The sequence below is a fragment of the Flavobacterium sp. AC267 genome (assembly GCF_979258715.1).
This window is the reverse complement of sequence record NZ_OZ409875.1, coordinates 2,944,210-2,964,186: the sequence shown is the minus strand read 5'-3', so window position 1 is coordinate 2,964,186 and position 19,977 is coordinate 2,944,210. Positions and strand designations below refer to the sequence as shown.

Sequence of the window (19,977 nt, the reverse complement as noted above, 5' to 3'; positions counted from 1 at the left end):
AATTTCAATTTCACGGAGCTGTTTCCTGCTGTCCGCTGTATCTTTTCCCGGCTAAAGGAGCCAGAAAAAGGATGCTCGCTTCCATCAGGGCTAGGGCACTCGGTTTTATAAATGCATTTTCGGTTCTATTTGTAAAATAAGCGAAATTCAATTGTCCAATTGAGCGGGTTCAAATTGTCCAATTGAGCGAGTTCAAATTGTCCAATTGAACGAAATTCAATTGTCAGACTGAGCGAAGTCGAAGTCCCCGCAAAGTGATTCAGCAAACGGGACTTCGACTTCGCTCAGTCTGACAAACGTAACAAACAAAAACAAAAAACATTAAAAATCAGTTCAATAAAAAATAAAACAATTACACGTCCAAACGATTAAACAGTTAAACAATTAAACAGTTTAAACAACAAAACAGTTAAACAATTAAAAGGTTAAACAATAATAAAAACGATTAAACAGTTTAAACAAATAAACGGTTAAACAAATAAACGATTAAACATAAAAAAATGAAAAACATTGCCATCATCATGGGCGGATATTCAAGCGAATACAAAATTTCGCTTATCAGCGGAAACGTTGTCTACCAATATCTTGACAAAACAAAATACAACGGATTCCGAATTCATATTTTTAAAGAAAAATGGGTTTATGTAGACCAAAACGATGCCGAATTCCCAATCGATAGAAATGATTTTTCAGTTACTGTAAATGGAGAAAAAATTACATTTGACTGTGTTTTCAACGCCATTCACGGAACTCCGGGAGAAGATGGATTAATGCAGGCTTATTTCGAATTAATCGGATTACCGCAATCTTCCTGCGATTATTACCAATCTGCGCTTACTTTCAATAAAAGAGATTTATTATCGGTTTTAAAACCATACGGAATCAAAACGGCAATCTCTTACTATTTGAACAAAGGAGACGAAATCAATACAGATGAAATTGTTAAAAAAGTAGGTTTACCATGTTTTGTAAAACCAAACAAAGCAGGATCAAGCTTCGGAATTTCAAAAGTAAAAACCGGCGCCGAATTGCCAATCGCAATTGAAGTGGCTTATAAAGAAGACAACGAAATTATCATAGAAAGTTTCCTTGACGGAACTGAAGTTTCTGTGGGCGTAATTAACTACAAAGGTGAAATTAAAGTATTACCAATAACAGAAATCGTCTCAGATAATGATTTCTTCGATTACGAAGCCAAATACGAAGGAAAATCACAAGAAATCACACCAGCGAGAATCTCTGACGAATTAACTCAAAAAGTGGGAGAAACAGCAAAACGTGCTTACGAAGTTTTAAAAATGAAAGGTTTCTCAAGAAGCGAATTCATCATCGTAGACAACGAGCCATACATGCTTGAAATGAATACCATTCCAGGTTTAACTACAGAAAGTTTGATTCCGCAAGACAAGCCAAAGCGACTGGAATTTCTCTGGAAGATTTATTTACAAATGCAATTGAGTTAGCGCTTATTTAAAGATGCTAAGATACTAAGGTGCTAAGGTTCTAATATCTTAGCACTTTTCTTTTTTAAATTTCACTTTCTACACACAAATCTTAGTACCTTAGAATCTCAGAACCTTAGCACCTTAAAAAAAAATGAAACAAATCTTTGAATGGAATAGACTTTTCTTTAACGAACTCCCAGAAATTTTTCTGCTGGAAGTAATATTTCGTTCAACGGTAATGTTTATTATTTTACTGCTAACTTTAAAATTAGCTGGTAAAAGGGGCGTTAAACAATTATCAATTTTCGAAACCGTAATCGTTATTGCCCTTGGATCTGCCGGCGACCCTATGTTTTATGAAGATGTCGGAATCGTGCCAGCGACGATTGTTTTCTTAGTAATTATCACTTTGTACCGCGGTGTAACCTGGCTTACCGGAAAAAGTAAAAAATTCGAAGAATTTATAGAAGGTAAAACCGAATGCCTGATCAACGATGGGAAATTCTCTGTATCAAGCTTTAAAAAAGAAACTTTGGCACAGGACGAATTTTTCTCAGAACTTCGCATAAAATCAATCGAACATTTAGGACAGGTTAAACACGCATTTATAGAAACAAGCGGTGAAATAAGTGTTTTTTTCTATGAAGACGAAGAAGTAAAACACGGACTTCCCATTTTACCTTTGCTATTTCATCAAAAAAGCAAAGAAATTTTAACGGACGGAATTTATTCCTGCACCTTCTGCGGTCACACCGAAGAAAAAAAAGTGGGAACATCGAAATGCAAAGTCTGCCAAAAAGAAGAATGGGTAGCGGCAATTAATACTAAAAGAATCACATAAATATAAATTCCAAATTTTATAAATTCCAAATTCCAAAACCGAAGTTTCAAGTCCTTTAATTAAACTTTGAACCTTTGCAACTTTGAACCTCTGAACCTTAAAAAAATGCGAAAAGCCATATTTCCCGGATCATTTGACCCGATAACACTAGGACACGAAGATATTATCAAAAGAGGGATTCCTTTATTTGATGAAATTGTAATTGCCATTGGTGTCAATGCCGAAAAAAAATACATGTTTTCATTAGAAGAAAGAAAACGCTTTATCGAAGAAACTTTCAAAGACGAACCTAAAGTTTCCGTTATCACTTATGAAGGATTAACAATTGATTTAGCTAAAAAATTAAAAGCAAATTTCATTCTAAGAGGTTTACGCAACCCAGCCGATTTCGAATTCGAAAAAGCAATTGCACACACCAATAGAAAACTGTCGAAAATAGAAACGGTATTTTTATTAACTGCTCGCAAGTACCTCATTTATTAGTTCGAGTATTGTTCGTGATGTATTGCGTCATGGAGGCGAGTACGAAATGCTGGTTCCTGACGCGGTTAGGGTAAAGAAATAATTTAATTGAAATCATTAATTATGTAAGATAAATCCTTATTTTTGTGGACTAATTTAATTATAATTAATAATGATTTTTTACGGATCAAAGTCTGCAAATATTAAAAACGAACGGATTTCTAATATTGAGTGTCAAAGTTGTGGCAATAATGCGTCTATGAATTACAGTATCTTTCAGAGATATATTCATATATATTGGATACCATTGTTTCCAGTTCAAAAAATAACTATTCTAGAATGTAACTCTTGTAAAGCAACATTCTCTTTAAGTGATCTGAGCACAATTAATAAGCAAAAGTTTGAACGCTCAAATGGAAAAACACCAACACCTTTTTGGATGTTTTCTGGAATATTTATAATAAGTATTATTGTTATAGCACTTTTTATTAATTCTATAAAAACTGATTCAGACAGTAAAATTTTTATTCAGAATCCCAAAATTGGAGATGTTTATTTTGTTAAAGAAGCAAACGGATTTTACACAACAATGAAAGTTCATGAAATTTTAAAAGATACATTAATAGTCTATTTTAATGACATGGAGATTGATAAAAAATCACAAATTGATAAAATTAATCTTCACAAAAATTACAACTCTACAGATAAATTGTCTAAAAAAGAAATAGAAAAACTTTTTGAAGAAGGTCAAATTTATGAAGTTTTACGTTACTAATATTAAAAATATAATTTGTGAAGTTTAGATTTAAAAGTAATTTCGCATTTTTAAAACAAACAATAAATAATGAGCATCGAAAGAGAATTAAGCAAACGAAGCGGATCTAAATGTGAACTTTGCGGAAACGAAGAAAACCTTAAAGTTTATCAAGTTCTTCCAACTAAAAAAGGCGGAATTGATGAAGCTGTATTAGCCTGTAATACCTGTATTGACCAAATTGAAAATCCAGATAATGTAGATTTAAATCACTGGAGATGCCTTAACGACAGCATGTGGAATGAAAACGTTGCCGTACAAGTTGTTGCCTGGAGAATGTTAAGCCGCTTACGCGCCGCAGGATGGCCTCAGGAATTACTCGATATGATGTACTTAGACGAAGATACTCTAGAATGGGCAAAAGCAACGGGCGAAGGCGAAGAAGACGAAAATAAACTAGTTCACCGTGACAGCAACGGCGTAGTACTACAACACGGAGATTCTGTTGTTTTAATTAAAGATCTTAAAGTAAAAGGATCCAGTATGGTTGCCAAACAAGGAACTGCCGTAAGAAACATTCGCTTAGACCACGAAAACGCTGAATATATTGAGGGAAAAGTCGATGGACAGCAGATTGTGATTATAACGCAGTATGTGAAGAAGATATAGTTTTTTTTTAAGGTGCTGAGGTTCTAAGATGCTGAGGTTCTAAGTTTTTTTAGCTTGAATAGTAATATTTTTTTTAACTGCACAGCGCACAAATATTTATGTAAAGTTCGCAAAGTTTTATCGACAAAGCTTTGCGAACTTTATTCTTTTACAAAGCCTTAAATTAAAACTTAGCGTGCTTTGCGGTAAAATCAAGACAACACGAAAATAACTTGAAACTTGAAACAAAGTAAACTTGAAACTTGAAACAAAGTAAACTTGAAACTTGAAACAAAGTAAACTTGAAACAAAAAAAGGCCGTTCAAAAAATGAACGGCCTTTTCAATATCTTATTTTTTACAACAAATTATTTCTGGAATAATTTACTGATTTGATCTTTTACTAAAGGCTCAGAAACATTGTTTGTAGCGACGTCTCTCTCTTTGCTGGAAACCATAAATTGAACTGTAGCTTTATCTGGAACAACATTACTTGTGTAGTGTAACCAGATGTAATTGTTAGGTAATTCTAACTTAATATCATATAACGGAGTAGCAGTAAAACCGCCTACAATAATGTTATAAAGATTAGTGTAATCATTGTTTAGATTTCTGAATGAAAATTTTCTTAGGTTAGAAGAAGCATCATCATCAGTTAGAATAGTAGTGTAATACACAGTATATTCATCTCCAATTTTTTGAATGTAATTGTTGTTTACTTTCCCTAATTTCTCAACAGGAACAGTTTCAAGAACTTTAATTTGTGCAAACGAAACAAAGCTAAAGAACAAAGCGACAATGGTAATAATGTTTTTCATAGTGAATTTGGGGTTTACAATTTTACTGTAGCAAAAAAACATAGAAATATTGAAAAAACAGCTATCAAATCATTATTTTTTTAACATAAAATTATAAAACTTAGTTAAAGAATTCTAAACAACTGAAATACAAATAGATAAATTCAAATAATCCAATTTCAAATTGCAATTCAAAAAATCTCTTTTAGGAGATAATTCGTTCCTTTAAAAACTAATATTTCCCTTTTTTCTCCTCTTCTTCTTTCTTTATGACATTGCGGGCAACTTCAATTTTAAATTTCTTGCCTTTCATTTTTTCGTCTTTGATGTTTTTCAGAAGATCTTTTACTTTATTGTATTTTACGGTCGCAAACGAAACGAAATCTTTAACTTCAATTAAACCTAAATCTTCTTTTTCTAATTTTCCTTTTTGAGAAAAGAAGCCTACGATATCAAATTTATTCAGTTTGGTTTTCTTACCGTCGCTGATATAAATGGTTTGAAATTGAGGCGGATTTGGAAGCGAAACTTTCCCTTCAACATCCAGAACATTCATTTCGTAATCAATATAATCGAGCTTTTTTTCGCTTTCGTGAATGATAATATAAGCCGTTCCCGTTGCCTGCATACGCGCTGTACGCCCGTTTCTATGTGTAAATTCGTCTTCTTTTAAAGGAAGATGGTAATGAATAACGTGTTTCATTTCAGGAATATCCAATCCTCTGGTCGCTAAATCTGTTGTTACCAAATAGCTCACACTTCCATTTCTAAACTGAATTAAAGCGCGCTCACGCTCCTCCTGATCCATACCGCCGTGATAGTAAACCGAATAAATTCCTTTTTCGTTTAAAGTATCGCTGATGCGTTCTGCAACGATCTCTATGATTACAGAATATAATCGCCGACTCTGATTTCAACGAACAAATCAAATTGAATAAACTTGTCAGTTTGTCTTTAGAAGACGAAACAACCATTTTCATCGAAAGATTTGCTTTTTCCTCTTCTTCAGGAATAAAATCTAAAACAGTCGGATTTACAACTCTTGTATATTTCGGGATTTCAATATCTGACGTTGCTGAAACCAAAACTCTTTTATTTATTTTTGGTAATCTTCCAATAATAAAAGACATTTGTTCGTGAAAGCCTAATTGAAGCGATTTATCAAACTCGTCTAAAACCAAAGTCTGAATTTTATCTGTTCTAAAAGTATCTCTGTCAATATGATCTGCAATTCTTCCCGGCGTTCCAATTAAAACCGCAGGCGGATTGCTTAAATTCTTAATTTCTGTATCAATTGAATGTCCGCCGTAGCAGATATTTACTTTGTACTGCGTTCCCATTTTCTTCCAAACCTGCTCAATCTGAAGTCCAAGTTCGCGAGACGGAACTAAAATTAAACATTGAACAGAAAGAATTTCAGGCTGTAATAATTCTAAAATTGGCGACAAAAAAGCCAGTGTTTTTCCAGATCCAGTTGGAGAAAGCAATAAAACATTGTTCTCGTTTAAAATAGCATCTTGTGCCATTTCCTGCATTTCGTTCAAGCTCTCAATCCCTAAATTGGAAAGTATATTGTTGGAATGGTGTTTTTTATTCATTTTGCAAAAGTAGAGAAAATAGTTGGCAGTGTACAGTTTTTAGTATTCAGTTTTCAGTTGCAGTTTTCAGTCTCGAGTCAAGTTTACATACAAATCGAAAAAAATGTTTCCCGCAGATCTCTCAGATCTCTCAGATTAATTTTTAACAAATAAAAAATCCGCTCAAACTGCAAAATCTGCGAGAGAAAAAAACACACAGTATTTGAACTTAAAACCTAAAACAAAAAACTTATATTTGATTCATAATAAAAACAAAACCATGAAACTTTTTACTCTTTTCTTTTCACTTTTCACCATCACACTTTTCGCTCAAAACAATAAAAAATACGAAACATTTTTTGAGAAAGGAAACGGAAATCAGTCGGCAACTTACCAGGAAACTATTGCTTATTTTAAGCTTTTGTCCAATGATTTTCCAACGATTCAGGTTAAAGAAATGGGATTGACAGATTCTGGGGAACCTTTACACATGGTGACGTATAATCCAGACAAAGATTTTGATTTTGAGAAAATTCAGAAAACCAAAGCGGTTCTTTTTGTCAATAACGGAATCCACGCGGGCGAGCCTGACGGAATCGATGCAAGCATGCAGTTCTACAGAGATTTGGCAATTGGAAAACTGAAAGCGCCAAAAAACACCGTTTTAGTTTGTATTCCCGTTTATAATATTGGCGGTGCTTTAAACAGGAATTCAACTACGCGCGCCAATCAGGACGGACCAGAAGTTTATGGTTTTAGAGGAAATGCCCGAAATTATGACTTGAATCGTGATTTAATGAAATCGGATACGAGAAATACAAAGAGTTTTGTTGAAATTTTCCAAAAGATAAATGCTGATGTTTTTATTGACAATCACGTAAGTAACGGTTCTGATTATCAATACAAACTGACGTACATTATGACACAGCACAATAAATTGGGAACTGTTTTGGGAGACTTTTTGAATAATGAAATGATGCCGGCGCTGGTAAAAGATCTTCAGAAAAAGAAAATTGAAACCACGCCTTATGTCGATTCTTTTAAGGATACGCCAGACAAAGGTTTTGGACAATTTGTTGATAGTCCGCGTTATACAACGGGATATACTTCCCTATTTAATACGATTGGTTTTGTGGTGGAAACGCATATGCTGAAAAAATATGCCGAACGTGTAAAAATGACGTACGAATACATGAAAACGACTTTGGATTATACGGATGCCAATTATCTAAAAATCAAAGAACTTAGAGTGAAAAATCTAGAGCAATATCAGCCAAAGAAACCGTATACTTTAAAATGGGAATTGGACAGCACAAAAGCGACTACTTTTTCGTTTTTAGGTTATGAAGCGGGTTACAAGAAAAGTGACGCCACAACAGGAAATCGTTTGTATTACGACCGAAGTAAACCGTATAAAAAAGACGTTCCGTATATTAAAGAATTCAAATCGCTGAAAGATGTTGTTATTCCGTCTGCTTATATCATTCCGCGTGGTTATTGGAATATTATTGACCTTTTAAAAAATAACAATATCTCGTTTAAACAAATTAAAAACGATACAATTATAGAAGTGGAAAGTTATAGAATTGCCGATTTTAAAACCGTTCCGTCTGCTTATGAAGGCCATTATTTGCACCGAAATACAACGGTAACTTCTAAAGTGGTTAAAATGGCTTTCGCCAAAGGAGATTACATCGTTCCAACGAACCAAAAAGGGGTAAAATATCTCGTAGAAGCTTTTGAGCCAGAAGGTGTTGATTCGTTTTTTAACTGGAATTTTTTCGATGCAATTTTACAACAAAAAGAACATTATTCTGAATATATTTTTGAAGATACAGCTGGACAGCTTTTAAAAGAAAACCCATCTTTAAAAGCCGAATTCGAAACCAAAAAACAAAACGACCGTGAATTTGCAAAAAATGCAGAAGCGCAGTTAAACTGGATTTATAAGCATTCTGTTTATTATGAAAAGGCGCATATGCAATATCCTGTTTATCGCGTTTTGTAGATTTATTATTGCCTTTTTTTTAACGCAAAGTGCGCTAAGATTTTTTGATTTTGATTGGGTTTGGCTTGTGATAAGAACGCAAAGCTTTGTGCGTAGAACTTTGTCAAAGTTTCGAAACTTTGACAAAGTTGTTCCGTTAGGAACATTTCATCGGTAGAAAAAAAATATCGTTTTGGCATTGTGTCCTGTAGGGACACTTTTTTTACGGAAATAACATATATGTGCCATTAATCAAACGTTCCTACAGAACGTATAACCGCATAATTCAATTATTTTTTCTTCCGACCAGACATTCCGACGGAATGAATTCTTTTAATTTGATTAGTATACATCCATAACAATATTGAATATTCCGTAGGAATATCTCGTTAATAAAAAATCTGAAAACCAATTCTGTTTTAATTTGTATTTTCGTCTTACTTAACTATTAACTTCTTTTTTATGTCATTTCAAGGATACTTAAAAACAATTAGAGAAAAAACAGGAAACGGTCCCGCTGAGTTTAGAACTTTAGCAGAACAAAAAGGTTTTACAGCAGACGGAAAGCTAAAAACCGATGTAAAAGCCGGAGATATTGTAAATTGGCTTAAAAATGATTTTGACTTAGGTCAGGGACATTCAATGGCGATTTATGCACTGCTTAAGGGCATAAAAAATGAAGATAGCGAATAAAAAGTGTGACTATTAAAACTTTTACACGATAATTTAAAAAAAATGAAAATAATTTCAGTAAGGGAGAACCCTGAATATAAAGACAAAATGATTCAGTATTTTCAAAACAGCTGGTCTGAGGTATCACCAATTATTTATGAAGATTGTATTAAACATAGCATAGAAGCTAAAGACGCTTTGCCTCAATGGTATTTATTAGAAAATAATGATGAGGTTATTGGCTGTGCGGGACTTATTACAAATGACTTTATCAGCAGAATGGACTTATATCCTTGGGTTTGCGCAATTTTTATAAATGAAAAACACAGAGGAAACAATTACAGTAAATTACTAATTGAAAAAGCTAAAGAAGATTCTAAAAAGGCTGGATTTAAAAACCTATATCTATGCACGGATCATATTGGATTCTACGAAAAAATTGGTTTTAAATACATCGGGCAAGGGTATCATCCTTGGGAAGAAGAATCCAGAATTTATCAAATAGATTTGTAAACTTATTTTAGGAAAAGACAATGAACACAATCTAAATAAAAAAAGTCATGAGAACGGAACTTGCGCTAGCAGAGAAAATATTCCGTTAGGAATATCTCGTCGGTAGAAATAATTGTATCGTTTTGTATTGTGTCCTGTAGGGACACTTGTTTTGCGGATAATATATCTGTTACATTATTCAAACGTTCCTACGGAACGTATAAACACAAATCTTTTTTTTGGCTACCAACGAGACATTCCTAACGGAATGAAGCCTCACTGGCCAACTCACCGGCGAAAAAACCTGAAACCTGAAACCTGAAACCTGAAACCTGAAACTTGAAACTTGAAACATTTTTAATCTCAAAATGCGGCTTCGCGTGAGGGATAGAGCTAAGCTACCGAAGTAGCGACTGAAAGCCCGACAGCAATAAAAAAAATACCCAATGAACGCAAAGTTGATTGGGTATTTTTTGTATTGGTGGCACGCCCTGCTATTTAATTATTAGAACTTGGACTTGATCGATATGGAACTGGCGGTACAGTTTTTTCTGTTGGAATTTCTTCTTCTTCGAACAATAATTTGATATTTTCGTAAGAGTTTTTTAGCGCTTCTTTGATTTGCTCTGGGTTTAACCAGGCTACTTTTTCGATGCCTTCTTCGATCTGGCCTTTTGGAGTTCCTTCAAAATCTGACTGCATTTCGAACCAATGTGTGATTTTGAGTTTGTATTTTCCGTTGCGTTTGAAAATATGATAGGTTTTTTGAAGTTTATTGATGATTCTGAGTTTACCTACACCCGTTTCTTCTTCGACTTCGCGCATTGCGGTGTCTTCGATATCCTCACCTTTTTCGATACCGCCCTTTGGTAAATCCCATTTTCCGTTTCTAAAAATGAACAAAACCTCGCCTTTCTTGTTGTACACAAAACCGCCGCCGGCTTTGTTTACTGGGATTTTGGCTTTTAGGGTTTTCATTATTTCACTTTCATCGGGATGATATAAAATAGCTTTTTGAATTTTATTTTGAAAAATTTTTATGATAAGATGTTCTATATCAATACTCTCCAACAAGAACAATTGGAAATCTGTTTCTTTGGAGATTTCATTTGTCAAAAAAAGTGGTTTGTCGTTTACAAAAACTTTATACATTTGTACTATGATTTTTAATAAAGATACTGCCGAAAAAACAGCCGAATTGCTTTTGCAAATAAATGCAATTAAATTGAATCCCGAAAATCCTTTTACATGGGCTTCTGGTTGGAAATCTCCTATTTATTGCGATAATAGGTTAATTCTTTCATTTCCGAGCATCAGAAATTATGTTCGTGATGAATTTGCAAAGAATATAGAAAAACAATTTGGAAAACCTGATGTAATTGCTGGTGTTGCCACTGGAGCCATTGGAGTTGGGATTTTGGTTGCCGAAAGCTTGGGACTTCCATTCGTTTACGTGCGCCCAGAACCTAAAAAACACGGAAGACAAAACCAAGTTGAAGGTTTTTTGCAAAAAGGCCAAAATGTTGTAGTTGTCGAAGATTTAATTAGTACTGGAAAAAGCAGTTTGATGGCTGTTGAAGCTTTAAGAAGCGAAGGTGCAAACATTAAAGGTATGGTCGCAATTTTTACATACGGTTTTGGTGTTGCTGAAGAAAATTTCAAGGAAGCTAATATTGATTTATTCACTTTGAGCAACTACGAAAACTTATTAGATTTGGCGGTTCAAAAACAATATATCACCGAAGAGCAACAATCGACTCTGCTGGAATGGAACGAAAGTCCGTCTACTTGGGGACAGGAAGAGTAGATTTTAGTCCCGAAGCCGTCGGGATAGATTTTAGATTTTAGATTTTAGATTTTAGATTTTAGATTTTCTAAAAGTCGCTTTGCTCCTTTTGAATTTATTTAAAGTTTAAGCTTTGCGAACTTAAATAAAGTCAAAGTAACGTAAAAAAAAACCTTGCGTCCTTTGCGGTAAAAAAACATTTGCGGTAAAAAAACAAAACAAAAATAAAAAACAATATGAACTTAGAAAGTCCAAAAGTTACTGTTCAGAAATCAGCTCAAGATTTATTTGATCAATTGACTGATGTTAAGAATTTTGAAAAATTAATGCCGGATAATATCGCTAAATTTGAAGTGACTGGTGAAGACGCTTTTATTTTTGGATTGAAAGGGATGCCTGAAATCAAATTAAAAATGAAAGACAAAGTGGCTCCAAACAAAATTGTTTTGGGTGTCGCAAGTGATAAACTTCCGTTTACTTTGACTTCTAATATTGATAGTATTTCTGATTCGGAAAGTGCTGTTCAGTTATTTTTTGAGGGCGAGTTCAATGCTATGATGGCGATGATGGTTAAAGGACCAATTAGTAAGTTTATAGAAACTTTAGCAAACAATATGAATAAACTTTAATTAAATGGTTAATGGTTAATTATTAATTGTGAATTATAAATGGAAGCCCGATCTAAATGATTGGGCTTTTTTTATGAGGTTTTTTTTCTGCGTTTATTAATGAAAATACTGTGTGGTAACTTTGCGTTAGACACACTGCAGTGTGTCTCTACAGAAAAATCTTTCTTTCTATGAACCTTTGCACCTTTGTCGCTATGAACCTATGCACCTATGCACCTATGCACCTTTTCACCTTTGCACCTCTCAATAAAGCATTTTAACCTCTTTTATTTCAAATTCTACAACAGAATCGTCTTCTAATAAAACCTGTAGTTTTCCAATTGGAGAAACGCCTTGGATTATTCCCATGAAATTTTGATCGTTTAGGTTTTTAAAAGGCATTGGAACTCCTTTTTTGAATAAAGAATCAAAATAATCTTTCCATAAATCCTTTGATGACGTCTGCCATAATTGGATGTTCTCTTTTATTTTTTCTACAATTAAGATTGCGAGTGTTTCTTTGTCGAAAAATCTGCCTGAAATGACAGCAAGAGAAGAAGCATTTGGCAAATCGCTGTAATCGGTTTGATTTACATTGATTCCGATTCCGACAACTGACACGATCCTGCCATCGCTTTTTATAGTGTTTTCGATTAGTATGCCAGCCAGTTTCTTATTGTATGACAGAATGTCGTTTGGCCATTTTATAGATATATCAGGAATATTTAACGATTTTAAAACAGCTGTAACGGCTAACGAAACTACGATGCTTAAATCAAAAACCTGCTCGTTATTAAAAAGAAAATCTTTTACCAATACACTCATAATTAAGTTTTTACCAACTTCAGACTCCCACTTTCCGCCCATTTGCCCTTTGCCTTTTGTCTGATTTTCAGCTGTTACCACAGTAAAATTCTCCTGCTGATCCTGACTTGACAATGCTTTCAGGAAATCATTTGTTGAATCTATGGCATCGAGTTTGATTAGTTTCATTAAATAATTTAAATAACTTAATTTAATATTTTGTTAAGGTTCAAAAATAATCACAAAATTTGGTAACTTTACAAATTCACATATAAAATAATTCATGGCGAAAAAGACGATTAATAATGATGTTCTACTGGCGAACATAATAAAAGGGATAGAGGAAGTAAAAGGAAATGATATCGACATTCTTGACTTAAGAGAAATAGATACAGCTGTATGCGATTATTTTGTGATCTGCAACGGTAGCTCGAATACCCAAGTTAACGCCATCGTAAACTCAATTCAAAAAACAGTATCAAAAGACTTAAAAGATAAGCCTTGGCACGTAGAAGGAACCGATAATGCAGAATGGGTTTTAATGGATTATGTACACATTGTGGTACACGTTTTCCAAAAGCATATTCGCGAATATTACAATATCGAGAGCCTTTGGGGCGATGCCAAAATAACTACAATCGAGAACAAATACTAAAGAAACTTTCATTAAATGGCTAAAGATAATAATCCAAATCCGAATAAATTTAAAATAAGTCCTTGGTTAATATATACCGCAATACTTTTAGTTTTTTTATTCATAAGTTTTGCCACAGGAGGATCAAGCTTAAGCGAACCTGCTCAATTAACTTCTTCTAAATTCAACGTTCTTTTAGAAAAAGGCCAGATTGATAAAGTTATTGTTTACAATAAGGCAGAAGCTGAAGTATATTTAAATACTGCCGCTCTTAAAGATCCGGCAAATAAAAAAGTAGCTGAAGATATTTTCAAACAGCCAAACAAAGGTCCACACTACACTTTGGAAATTGGTAATGATCAAATTTTTCAGACTAAACTTGAAAAAGCGGTTAGCGAAGGCAAACTGAAAGATTTTAATTTCCTTCAAAAAAACAATTGGAGCGATATTTTAATCAGCTTACTTCCTATCATCATCATTGTGGGTGTATGGATTTTCATTATGCGTAAAATGTCTGGCGGAGGCGCTGGCGGAGGCGGACAAATTTTCAATATTGGAAAATCTAAAGCCAAACTTTTTGATGAAAAAACAGATATCAAAACAACTTTTAAAGATGTTGCAGGTCTAGAAGGTGCGAAAGAAGAAATTCAAGAAATTGTTGAATTCCTTAAAAACCCTGAAAAATATACCAACTTAGGAGGTAAAATCCCTAAAGGAGCTTTACTCGTAGGACCTCCAGGAACTGGTAAAACTTTACTAGCAAAAGCTGTTGCCGGTGAAGCTCAGGTACCTTTCTTCTCTTTATCAGGTTCTGATTTCGTAGAGATGTTCGTAGGTGTTGGTGCGTCACGTGTACGTGATTTATTCAAACAAGCAAAAGAAAAATCTCCTGCTATCATTTTCATCGACGAGATTGATGCTGTTGGTAGAGCAAGAGGAAAAAGCAATATGTCAGGCGGAAATGACGAAAGAGAAAATACTTTGAACCAATTACTAACAGAAATGGACGGTTTTGGTACAAACTCTAACGTAATTGTCCTAGCAAGCAACAAACAGAGCTGATGTTTTAGACAAGGCTTTAATGCGTGCAGGACGTTTTGACAGACAAATTTTTGTTGACTTACCAGACATTCGCGAAAGAGCTGAAATCTTCAAAGTGCACTTAGCTCCTATTAAAAAGGTTGAAGGTCTTGATTTAGATTTCTTAGCGAAACAAACTCCAGGTTTTTCTGGTGCTGATATTGCCAATGTTTGTAACGAAGTCGCCTTAATCGCCGCACGTAATAACAAAGCGACTGTAGACAGACAAGATTTTCTTGATGCTGTTGATAGAATTATAGGTGGTCTTGAAAAGAAAAATAAAATCATTACTCCAGAAGAGAAAAGAGCAATTGCTATTCACGAAGCGGGTCACGCAACGGTAAGCTGGATGTTAGAGCATGCTGCGCCACTTATTAAAGTAACTATTGTGCCTCGTGGACAAAGCTTAGGTGTCGCTTGGTATTTGCCAGAAGAGAGACAAATCGTAAGAACAGATCAAATGTTAGACGAAATGTGTGCTACTATGGGAGGAAGAGCTGCTGAAAAGGTAACTTTCGACAGAATTTCTACTGGTGCTTTAAGCGATTTAGAAAAAGTAACCCGTCAGGCTCGTGCTATGGTAACGATCTACGGATTGAACGATAAAATCGGAAACGTTACTTATTATGATTCAACTGGACAAAGCGAGTATAACTTTTCGAAACCATATTCTGATGAAACAGCAAAAATCATTGATGCTGAAATTTCAGAGTTAATCGAAGGTCAGTACCAAAGAGCAATCCAGATACTAGAAGAAAATAAAGATAAATTAAATCAACTAGCTGATATTCTGATTGAAAAAGAAGTTATCTTTAAAGATGATCTAGAAAATATCTTTGGGAAACGAACTTTTGACAAAAATCTAGAAGAAGTAGTTTCATAAATAATTACGAAATACGTAATAATTTTTCAAAATCTTAATTCAAAACACCCTTTTGAATTAAGATTTTTTTATCTTTGAACGTTTTCAATTAACATGTAAAGTATTTCATATAAAAAATGAATTTTTTCAAAAAAATATTTGGCTCAAGTGAAGCCGCTTCTGACGAAGAGAACGAAAGCGAATATGCAGGTACATCTGCGCAGAACAGTCATTTATCTTTAGACGAACAATTTATTTTCAATTTTAAGAAAAATGGAGGTAAATTCTTGTACTGTGAAAACTCTCAAGAAGTTGCTGAACAGTTTGAAAACATACTAGAAGAAAATGACTGGTTTGAAAGTGAAGTTTTATGTTACGAACAAGCTTTTTTTAATTTATTAGACGAAAATAAATTATTCTATATCGCTCCTTCAAAACCTAAATTCTTATTAGCAAGTCAGCGAAAATCTTATTGCTGATGAAGGTTCAATTTTATTTTCATCCAAACAAATCAGACAAAACAAACCAAACGAACTACCTGCAAATATTGTTATTATAGCAACCACAAGCCAAATCCTGCCAATGAAAAGCGACGGATTAAGCGCTATAAAACGAAAATACGAACGAGACTATCCTACTAATATCACTACAATAAAATATTTCGAAAAAGCGAAAGAAGAAGACTTTACTCAATACGGAAGTGTTGCCAAGAATCTTTATTTATTGCTTTTAGAAGATCTTTAAGATGAATGAAACGCTGAAGAGAACCATTTCTGGTGCTGTTTATATCGCTCTATTATTAACTTCGATATTGTTTTCTACCGAAAGCTTCATTACTCTTTTTGGTGTTTTCTTAATTATCACAGTTTATGAATTTTCTAATTTAGTAAACTTAAATAAAGTATTTTCGATCGTTTTTGGAATGTTAATTTATGCGACAACAATTCTCATAAGCCATTACAATAAACAAACCAGTAAATTTTTAAACGAGACTTTCAATTCTAACATCACTTTAGAAACCAATATCAAACAGCTGGATTTAGTTCTTTTAGCCGTTACGCTTGTTGTTTCTATAAAATGTATCATCTTCTTGTTTTATGACTCTGTTCAAAAAATAAGTACTTCATCAAAATATTTGTATCTGCTTGGATACATCACACTTCCTTTTATTTTTATAGTTAAAATTTCATTTGGAACTAACGATTATAATCCGAAAATTATTTTAGGTTTATTCGTTTTGATTTGGACGAATGATACTTTTGCCTATTTGGTTGGAAAATCCATTGGAAAACATAAATTATTTGAGCGTGTTTCTCCTAAAAAAACTATTGAAGGATTTCTGGGCGGTGTTGTTTTCGCAGACATTTGCAGGCTTTTTGATTTCCAAATTTTACATTCAGCCAAATCCTGAGTTCAGCTCAAAATCGATTTTAATCTGGACAATAATTGCTTTAATTGTGAGCATTTTTGGAACTATCGGCGATTTGATTGAATCCAAATTTAAAAGAATTGCAGGCGTAAAAGACAGCGGTTCGATAATGCCAGGCCACGGAGGTATCCTAGATCGATTAGATAGTGTTATATTTGTAGCACCAATTATATTTTTATTTTATCAAATTTTATATTATGTTTCATAAAGAAGGAGGCCCATCCATTTTATTAGGAGTAGTTTTTACGGTTGTTGTGGTTTTATTAGCTGATAAATTTATTGACATCACTTGGCTAAGAACACTTGTTCAAATTGCAAGCACTGGTAATTTTGATCATTATTTTACAATTCTTTAGAAATCCTAGAAGAATTGCAGTTAGAAACAGCGATCACATCCTTGCTCCTGTTGATGGAAAAGTTGTGGTTATCGAAGAAGTTTATGAAGGAGAATATTTTAAAGATAAACGTTTACAGGTTTCTATTTTTATGTCGCCAATCAATGTTCACGTAACACGTTACGCGATGGATGGTATTATTAAATTTAGCAAATACCACTCTGGGAAATTTCTTGTTGCATGGCATCCAAAAGCAAGTGAAGAAAACGAAAGAACGACAGTTGTGATCGAAAATGAAACTTTTGGCGCTATTTTATACCGACAAATTGCTGGAGCATTGGCTCGTAGAATTGTAAATTATGCTCAAGAAGGCATGCAGGTTGTTCAAGGAACAGATGCAGGTTTTATTAAATTTGGATCGAGAGTAGATTTATTTTTACCTTTAGGTACACCAATCAATGTTTCGTTAAATCAGAAAGCGATTGGTGGAAAAACAATTATTGCTACGAAAGCATAAATGGCTGAAAAAGATTTAGATATTCGCTTTGCGGAAGCTGTAGAAATTGCATTGACAATGACTCAGGCTTCACTGCCGCAAGATGTGCAGTTAAGACTTTACGCTTTTTACAAACAGGCTACTTTTGGTACAGCAATTTACAATCAATCTGAAAATTTTGATTTACGAAATGCTTTTAAAACTAATGCCTGGATGCAGATCAGCCATATGTCTACCGATGAGGCCAAAGAACATTACATCGAGATCATTAATTCATTAACATCAAAATAAATATCATTATGAAGAAAAACGTTGTTCTTTATAGCATTTTAGCTTCATTTTTACTATTGTTTTCTTGTAAAGAAGATAAGCTGACAGAAGTTGTTGAAGTCCCGCTTCCTACCAAAGAAGAAAAAATAACAATTGGTTCGCCAAACGATGTTAAAGCTGATCCCGGTTCTTTTGAAATGACAAAACTGTCTTTTAATTATGATGGTCTTGCGCCTGATATCCGAACTTTGACTTTAGAAACACATTATTCTAAACATTATTTATCGTATACAAACAATTTTAATAAAGAAATTGTTTCGACTGAGTATGAAAATATGCCTATCGAGGATATTTTGAAAAAGATGGATTTAAATAATGCCAAACTTCGTCAGAATGCAGGAGGTTATTACAATCATACACTTTATTTTAATGTTTTAACACCAAAAGAGCTGACTCCAAAAGATACGCTTGCAGGCTCTATTAATAAAGAATTTGGTTCTTTTACTAATTTAACGAATCAATTTAAAGCACAGTCTGAAAAGCAATTTGGTTCTGGATGGGTTTGGTTAGTAGTCGACCGATATGGAAAACTTCAAATTACGACAACTCAGGATCAAGATAATCCATTAATGAGAAATGCTTTGATTCCAGGAACTCCTATTTTAGGAATTGATCTTTGGGAACATGCTTATTACTTAGACTATCAAAATAGAAAAGGAAGTTATATTGATGCTTTTTACCAGCATATTAATTGGGAAAAAGTAAACGAATATTATATTGAGGCACTGAAAAAGGTCAAAAAAGTGTAAAAAAAAGCTGATACAAATTAAGTATCAGCTTTTTTTATACCTTTTATATTCTATAACTGAACAATATGAAAGACATTGCCCATCGTTTTGCAGAAAATCCGCCGCTTTCACCAGCAGATTTACCACCAAGCAGAGAAGGATTGGAAATTACCTGCCTTCTTAATCCTGGAGTATTTCAATTTCAAAATAAAACCTGGCTGGCTGTCAGGGTTGCCGAAAGACCAAAACAGCTGGAAAACATCATTTCTTTTCCTGTACTTACAGAAACAGGGGTAATTCAAATTATTGAAATCCTAAAAGATCATCCTGAACTTATTGCAACAGACGCACGTGTCATAAACTATCAAGGAATTGATTATTTAACGACTTTATCGCATATCCGATTATTATGCAGTGATGATGGAAAACATTTTTATGAGCCTGAAGATTATCCTCATTTAGTCGGTGAAGGAATATTGGAAACTTTTGGAATTGAAGACTGTCGTGTTGCATTGGTTGAAGGAAAATATTACCTGACATTTACTTCGGTATCTGGAGATGGCGTTGGTGTAGGCTTGCGTACTACAACGGATTGGAAGAATTTTCAAAAACATGGATTGATATTACCGCCTCATAATAAAGATTGTGCAATCTTTGAGGAAAGAATAAACGGCTTATTTTACGCATTGCATCGTCCGAGCAGTGTTTCTCTCGGTGGTAATTACATTTGGATTGCTTCTTCTCCAGATGGCATTCACTGGGGAAATCACAAATGTATTATTAAAACCAGAAAAGGAAACTGGGACAGCGTAAGGGTTGGTGCGGGAGCGACTCCAATAAAAACAGAAAAAGGCTGGCTGGAAATTTATCATGGAGCCAACGAACATCATCAATATTGTCTGGGTGCTTTTTTATTAGATCTTGAAGATCCATCAAAAGTAATTTCCAGAACGGAAACTCCCATTATGTTTCCACAAACTGATTATGAATTGAGCGGCTTTTTTGGGAATGTAGTTTTTACAAACGGACATATTGTAGAACCAGACGGCGATACCCTTACGGTATATTATGGCGCTTCAGACGAATTTGTCTGTGGTGCAAAATTTTCAATCCAAGAAATACTTTCACTTCTAAAATAATTTTAAAAAAACAAACCTGCTTAGAATCTACTAGATCTAAGCAGGTTTTATTTTAAACTCTTTATTTTAATT

The 19,977-nt window shown here is 33.8% G+C and carries 15 protein-coding genes and 7 pseudogenes; 18 read left to right on the top strand and 4 right to left on the bottom strand.

The genetic code is table 11. The features are described 5' to 3' along the window. The first annotated feature begins 500 nt into the window (after window positions 1-500). The 5 genes and pseudogenes from ACZZ95_RS15480 (at window position 501) to ACZZ95_RS15460 (ending at window position 4,171) form a co-directional block, all read left to right on the top strand. Window positions 501-1,474 (top strand): annotated as a pseudogene (locus ACZZ95_RS15480) (D-alanine--D-alanine ligase). A 122-nt stretch (window positions 1,475-1,596) separates the two neighbouring features. After that, window positions 1,597-2,286, top strand: a complete 690-nt coding sequence (locus tag ACZZ95_RS15475) for a YetF domain-containing protein (protein ID WP_463469715.1) — start codon at window positions 1,597-1,599, stop codon at window positions 2,284-2,286. Window positions 2,287-2,391: 105 nt separating this feature from the next. Further along, window positions 2,392-2,851: pseudogene (gene coaD, locus ACZZ95_RS15470) on the top strand (pantetheine-phosphate adenylyltransferase). A gap of 156 nt (window positions 2,852-3,007) precedes the next feature. Next, the gene (locus ACZZ95_RS15465; RefSeq protein ID WP_463469714.1) at window positions 3,008-3,523 is read left to right on the top strand and encodes a hypothetical protein; all 516 of its coding nucleotides are present in this window, start codon (window positions 3,008-3,010) and stop codon (window positions 3,521-3,523) included. Between the two features lie 69 nt (window positions 3,524-3,592). Beyond that, the gene (locus ACZZ95_RS15460; protein ID WP_463469713.1) at window positions 3,593-4,171 is read left to right on the top strand and encodes a PhnA domain-containing protein; all 579 of its coding nucleotides are present in this window, start codon (window positions 3,593-3,595) and stop codon (window positions 4,169-4,171) included. Between the two features lie 346 nt (window positions 4,172-4,517). On the opposite strand, the gene ACZZ95_RS15455 is transcribed toward ACZZ95_RS15460, so the two are convergent. Then, a complete protein-coding gene (locus ACZZ95_RS15455) occupies window positions 4,518-4,967 on the bottom strand; it encodes a hypothetical protein (protein ID WP_463469712.1) in 450 nt (149 codons plus the stop codon). A gap of 211 nt (window positions 4,968-5,178) precedes the next feature. Then, a pseudogene (locus ACZZ95_RS15450) lies at window positions 5,179-6,544 on the bottom strand (DEAD/DEAH box helicase). A 259-nt stretch (window positions 6,545-6,803) separates the two neighbouring features. Between ACZZ95_RS15450 and ACZZ95_RS15445 the strand changes: the two are divergent. The 3 genes from ACZZ95_RS15445 to ACZZ95_RS15435 all read left to right on the top strand — a co-directional run bounded on the left by ACZZ95_RS15445 (window position 6,804) and on the right by ACZZ95_RS15435 (window position 9,695). Then, on the top strand, window positions 6,804-8,531 hold the full coding sequence (locus ACZZ95_RS15445; RefSeq protein WP_463469711.1) for a M14 family metallopeptidase: 1,728 nt from the start codon (window positions 6,804-6,806) through the stop codon (window positions 8,529-8,531). A 441-nt stretch (window positions 8,532-8,972) separates the two neighbouring features. Then, window positions 8,973-9,203 carry a DUF4287 domain-containing protein gene (locus tag ACZZ95_RS15440; RefSeq protein WP_095954715.1) on the top strand — a complete coding sequence of 77 codons (231 nt, stop codon included), beginning with the start codon at window positions 8,973-8,975 and terminating at the stop codon, window positions 9,201-9,203. 42 nt (window positions 9,204-9,245) lie between these two features. Next, entirely contained in the window at window positions 9,246-9,695 is a 450-nt protein-coding gene (locus ACZZ95_RS15435) for a GNAT family N-acetyltransferase (protein WP_463469710.1), read from the top strand. Window positions 9,696-10,172: 477 nt separating this feature from the next. Here ACZZ95_RS15435 and ACZZ95_RS15430 read toward each other — a convergent pair whose 3' ends face one another. Then, window positions 10,173-10,826 (bottom strand): NUDIX hydrolase, encoded by a 654-nt coding sequence (locus tag ACZZ95_RS15430; RefSeq protein WP_095954713.1) that lies wholly within the window; start codon window positions 10,824-10,826, stop codon window positions 10,173-10,175. A 7-nt stretch (window positions 10,827-10,833) separates the two neighbouring features. Here ACZZ95_RS15430 and pyrE point away from each other — a divergent pair, with 7 nt between their 5' ends. After that, window positions 10,834-11,481: an orotate phosphoribosyltransferase gene (gene pyrE / locus ACZZ95_RS15425; protein WP_463469709.1), complete on the top strand. Its 648-nt coding sequence runs from the start codon at window positions 10,834-10,836 to the stop codon at window positions 11,479-11,481. Window positions 11,482-11,696: 215 nt separating this feature from the next. Beyond that, entirely contained in the window at window positions 11,697-12,089 is a 393-nt protein-coding gene (locus ACZZ95_RS15420; protein WP_463469708.1) for an SRPBCC family protein, read from the top strand. Window positions 12,090-12,332: 243 nt separating this feature from the next. On the opposite strand, the gene ACZZ95_RS15415 is transcribed toward ACZZ95_RS15420, so the two are convergent. Further along, window positions 12,333-13,061 carry a biotin--[acetyl-CoA-carboxylase] ligase gene (locus ACZZ95_RS15415; RefSeq protein WP_463469707.1) on the bottom strand — a complete coding sequence of 243 codons (729 nt, stop codon included), beginning with the start codon at window positions 13,059-13,061 and terminating at the stop codon, window positions 12,333-12,335. Between the two features lie 94 nt (window positions 13,062-13,155). On the opposite strand from ACZZ95_RS15415, the gene rsfS reads away from it, so the two are divergent. The 8 genes and pseudogenes from rsfS (at window position 13,156) to ACZZ95_RS15375 (ending at window position 19,905) form a co-directional block, all read left to right on the top strand. Continuing rightward, window positions 13,156-13,527: a ribosome silencing factor gene (gene rsfS / locus ACZZ95_RS15410; RefSeq protein ID WP_007809313.1), complete on the top strand. Its 372-nt coding sequence runs from the start codon at window positions 13,156-13,158 to the stop codon at window positions 13,525-13,527. Window positions 13,528-13,542: 15 nt separating this feature from the next. After that, a pseudogene (ftsH, locus tag ACZZ95_RS15405) lies at window positions 13,543-15,469 on the top strand (ATP-dependent zinc metalloprotease FtsH). 116 nt (window positions 15,470-15,585) lie between these two features. After that, a pseudogene (locus tag ACZZ95_RS15400) lies at window positions 15,586-16,192 on the top strand (lactate utilization protein B/C). A 1-nt stretch (window position 16,193) separates the two neighbouring features. Beyond that, a pseudogene (locus tag ACZZ95_RS15395) lies at window positions 16,194-17,085 on the top strand (phosphatidate cytidylyltransferase). After that, window positions 17,075-17,729, top strand: a pseudogene (locus ACZZ95_RS15390) (phosphatidylserine decarboxylase family protein). The pseudogenes ACZZ95_RS15395 and ACZZ95_RS15390 overlap by 11 nt, the downstream one beginning before the upstream one ends. Continuing rightward, the gene (locus ACZZ95_RS15385) at window positions 17,730-17,999 is read left to right on the top strand and encodes an acyl-CoA-binding protein (RefSeq protein WP_095954705.1); all 270 of its coding nucleotides are present in this window, start codon (window positions 17,730-17,732) and stop codon (window positions 17,997-17,999) included. An 8-nt stretch (window positions 18,000-18,007) separates the two neighbouring features. Further along, window positions 18,008-18,787, top strand: coding sequence for a superoxide dismutase (locus ACZZ95_RS15380; RefSeq protein ID WP_095954704.1), 780 nt, complete (start codon window positions 18,008-18,010; stop codon window positions 18,785-18,787). A gap of 65 nt (window positions 18,788-18,852) precedes the next feature. Further along, window positions 18,853-19,905: a glycoside hydrolase family 130 protein gene (locus ACZZ95_RS15375; protein ID WP_463469706.1), complete on the top strand. Its 1,053-nt coding sequence runs from the start codon at window positions 18,853-18,855 to the stop codon at window positions 19,903-19,905. Window positions 19,906-19,977: the final 72 nt, after the last annotated feature.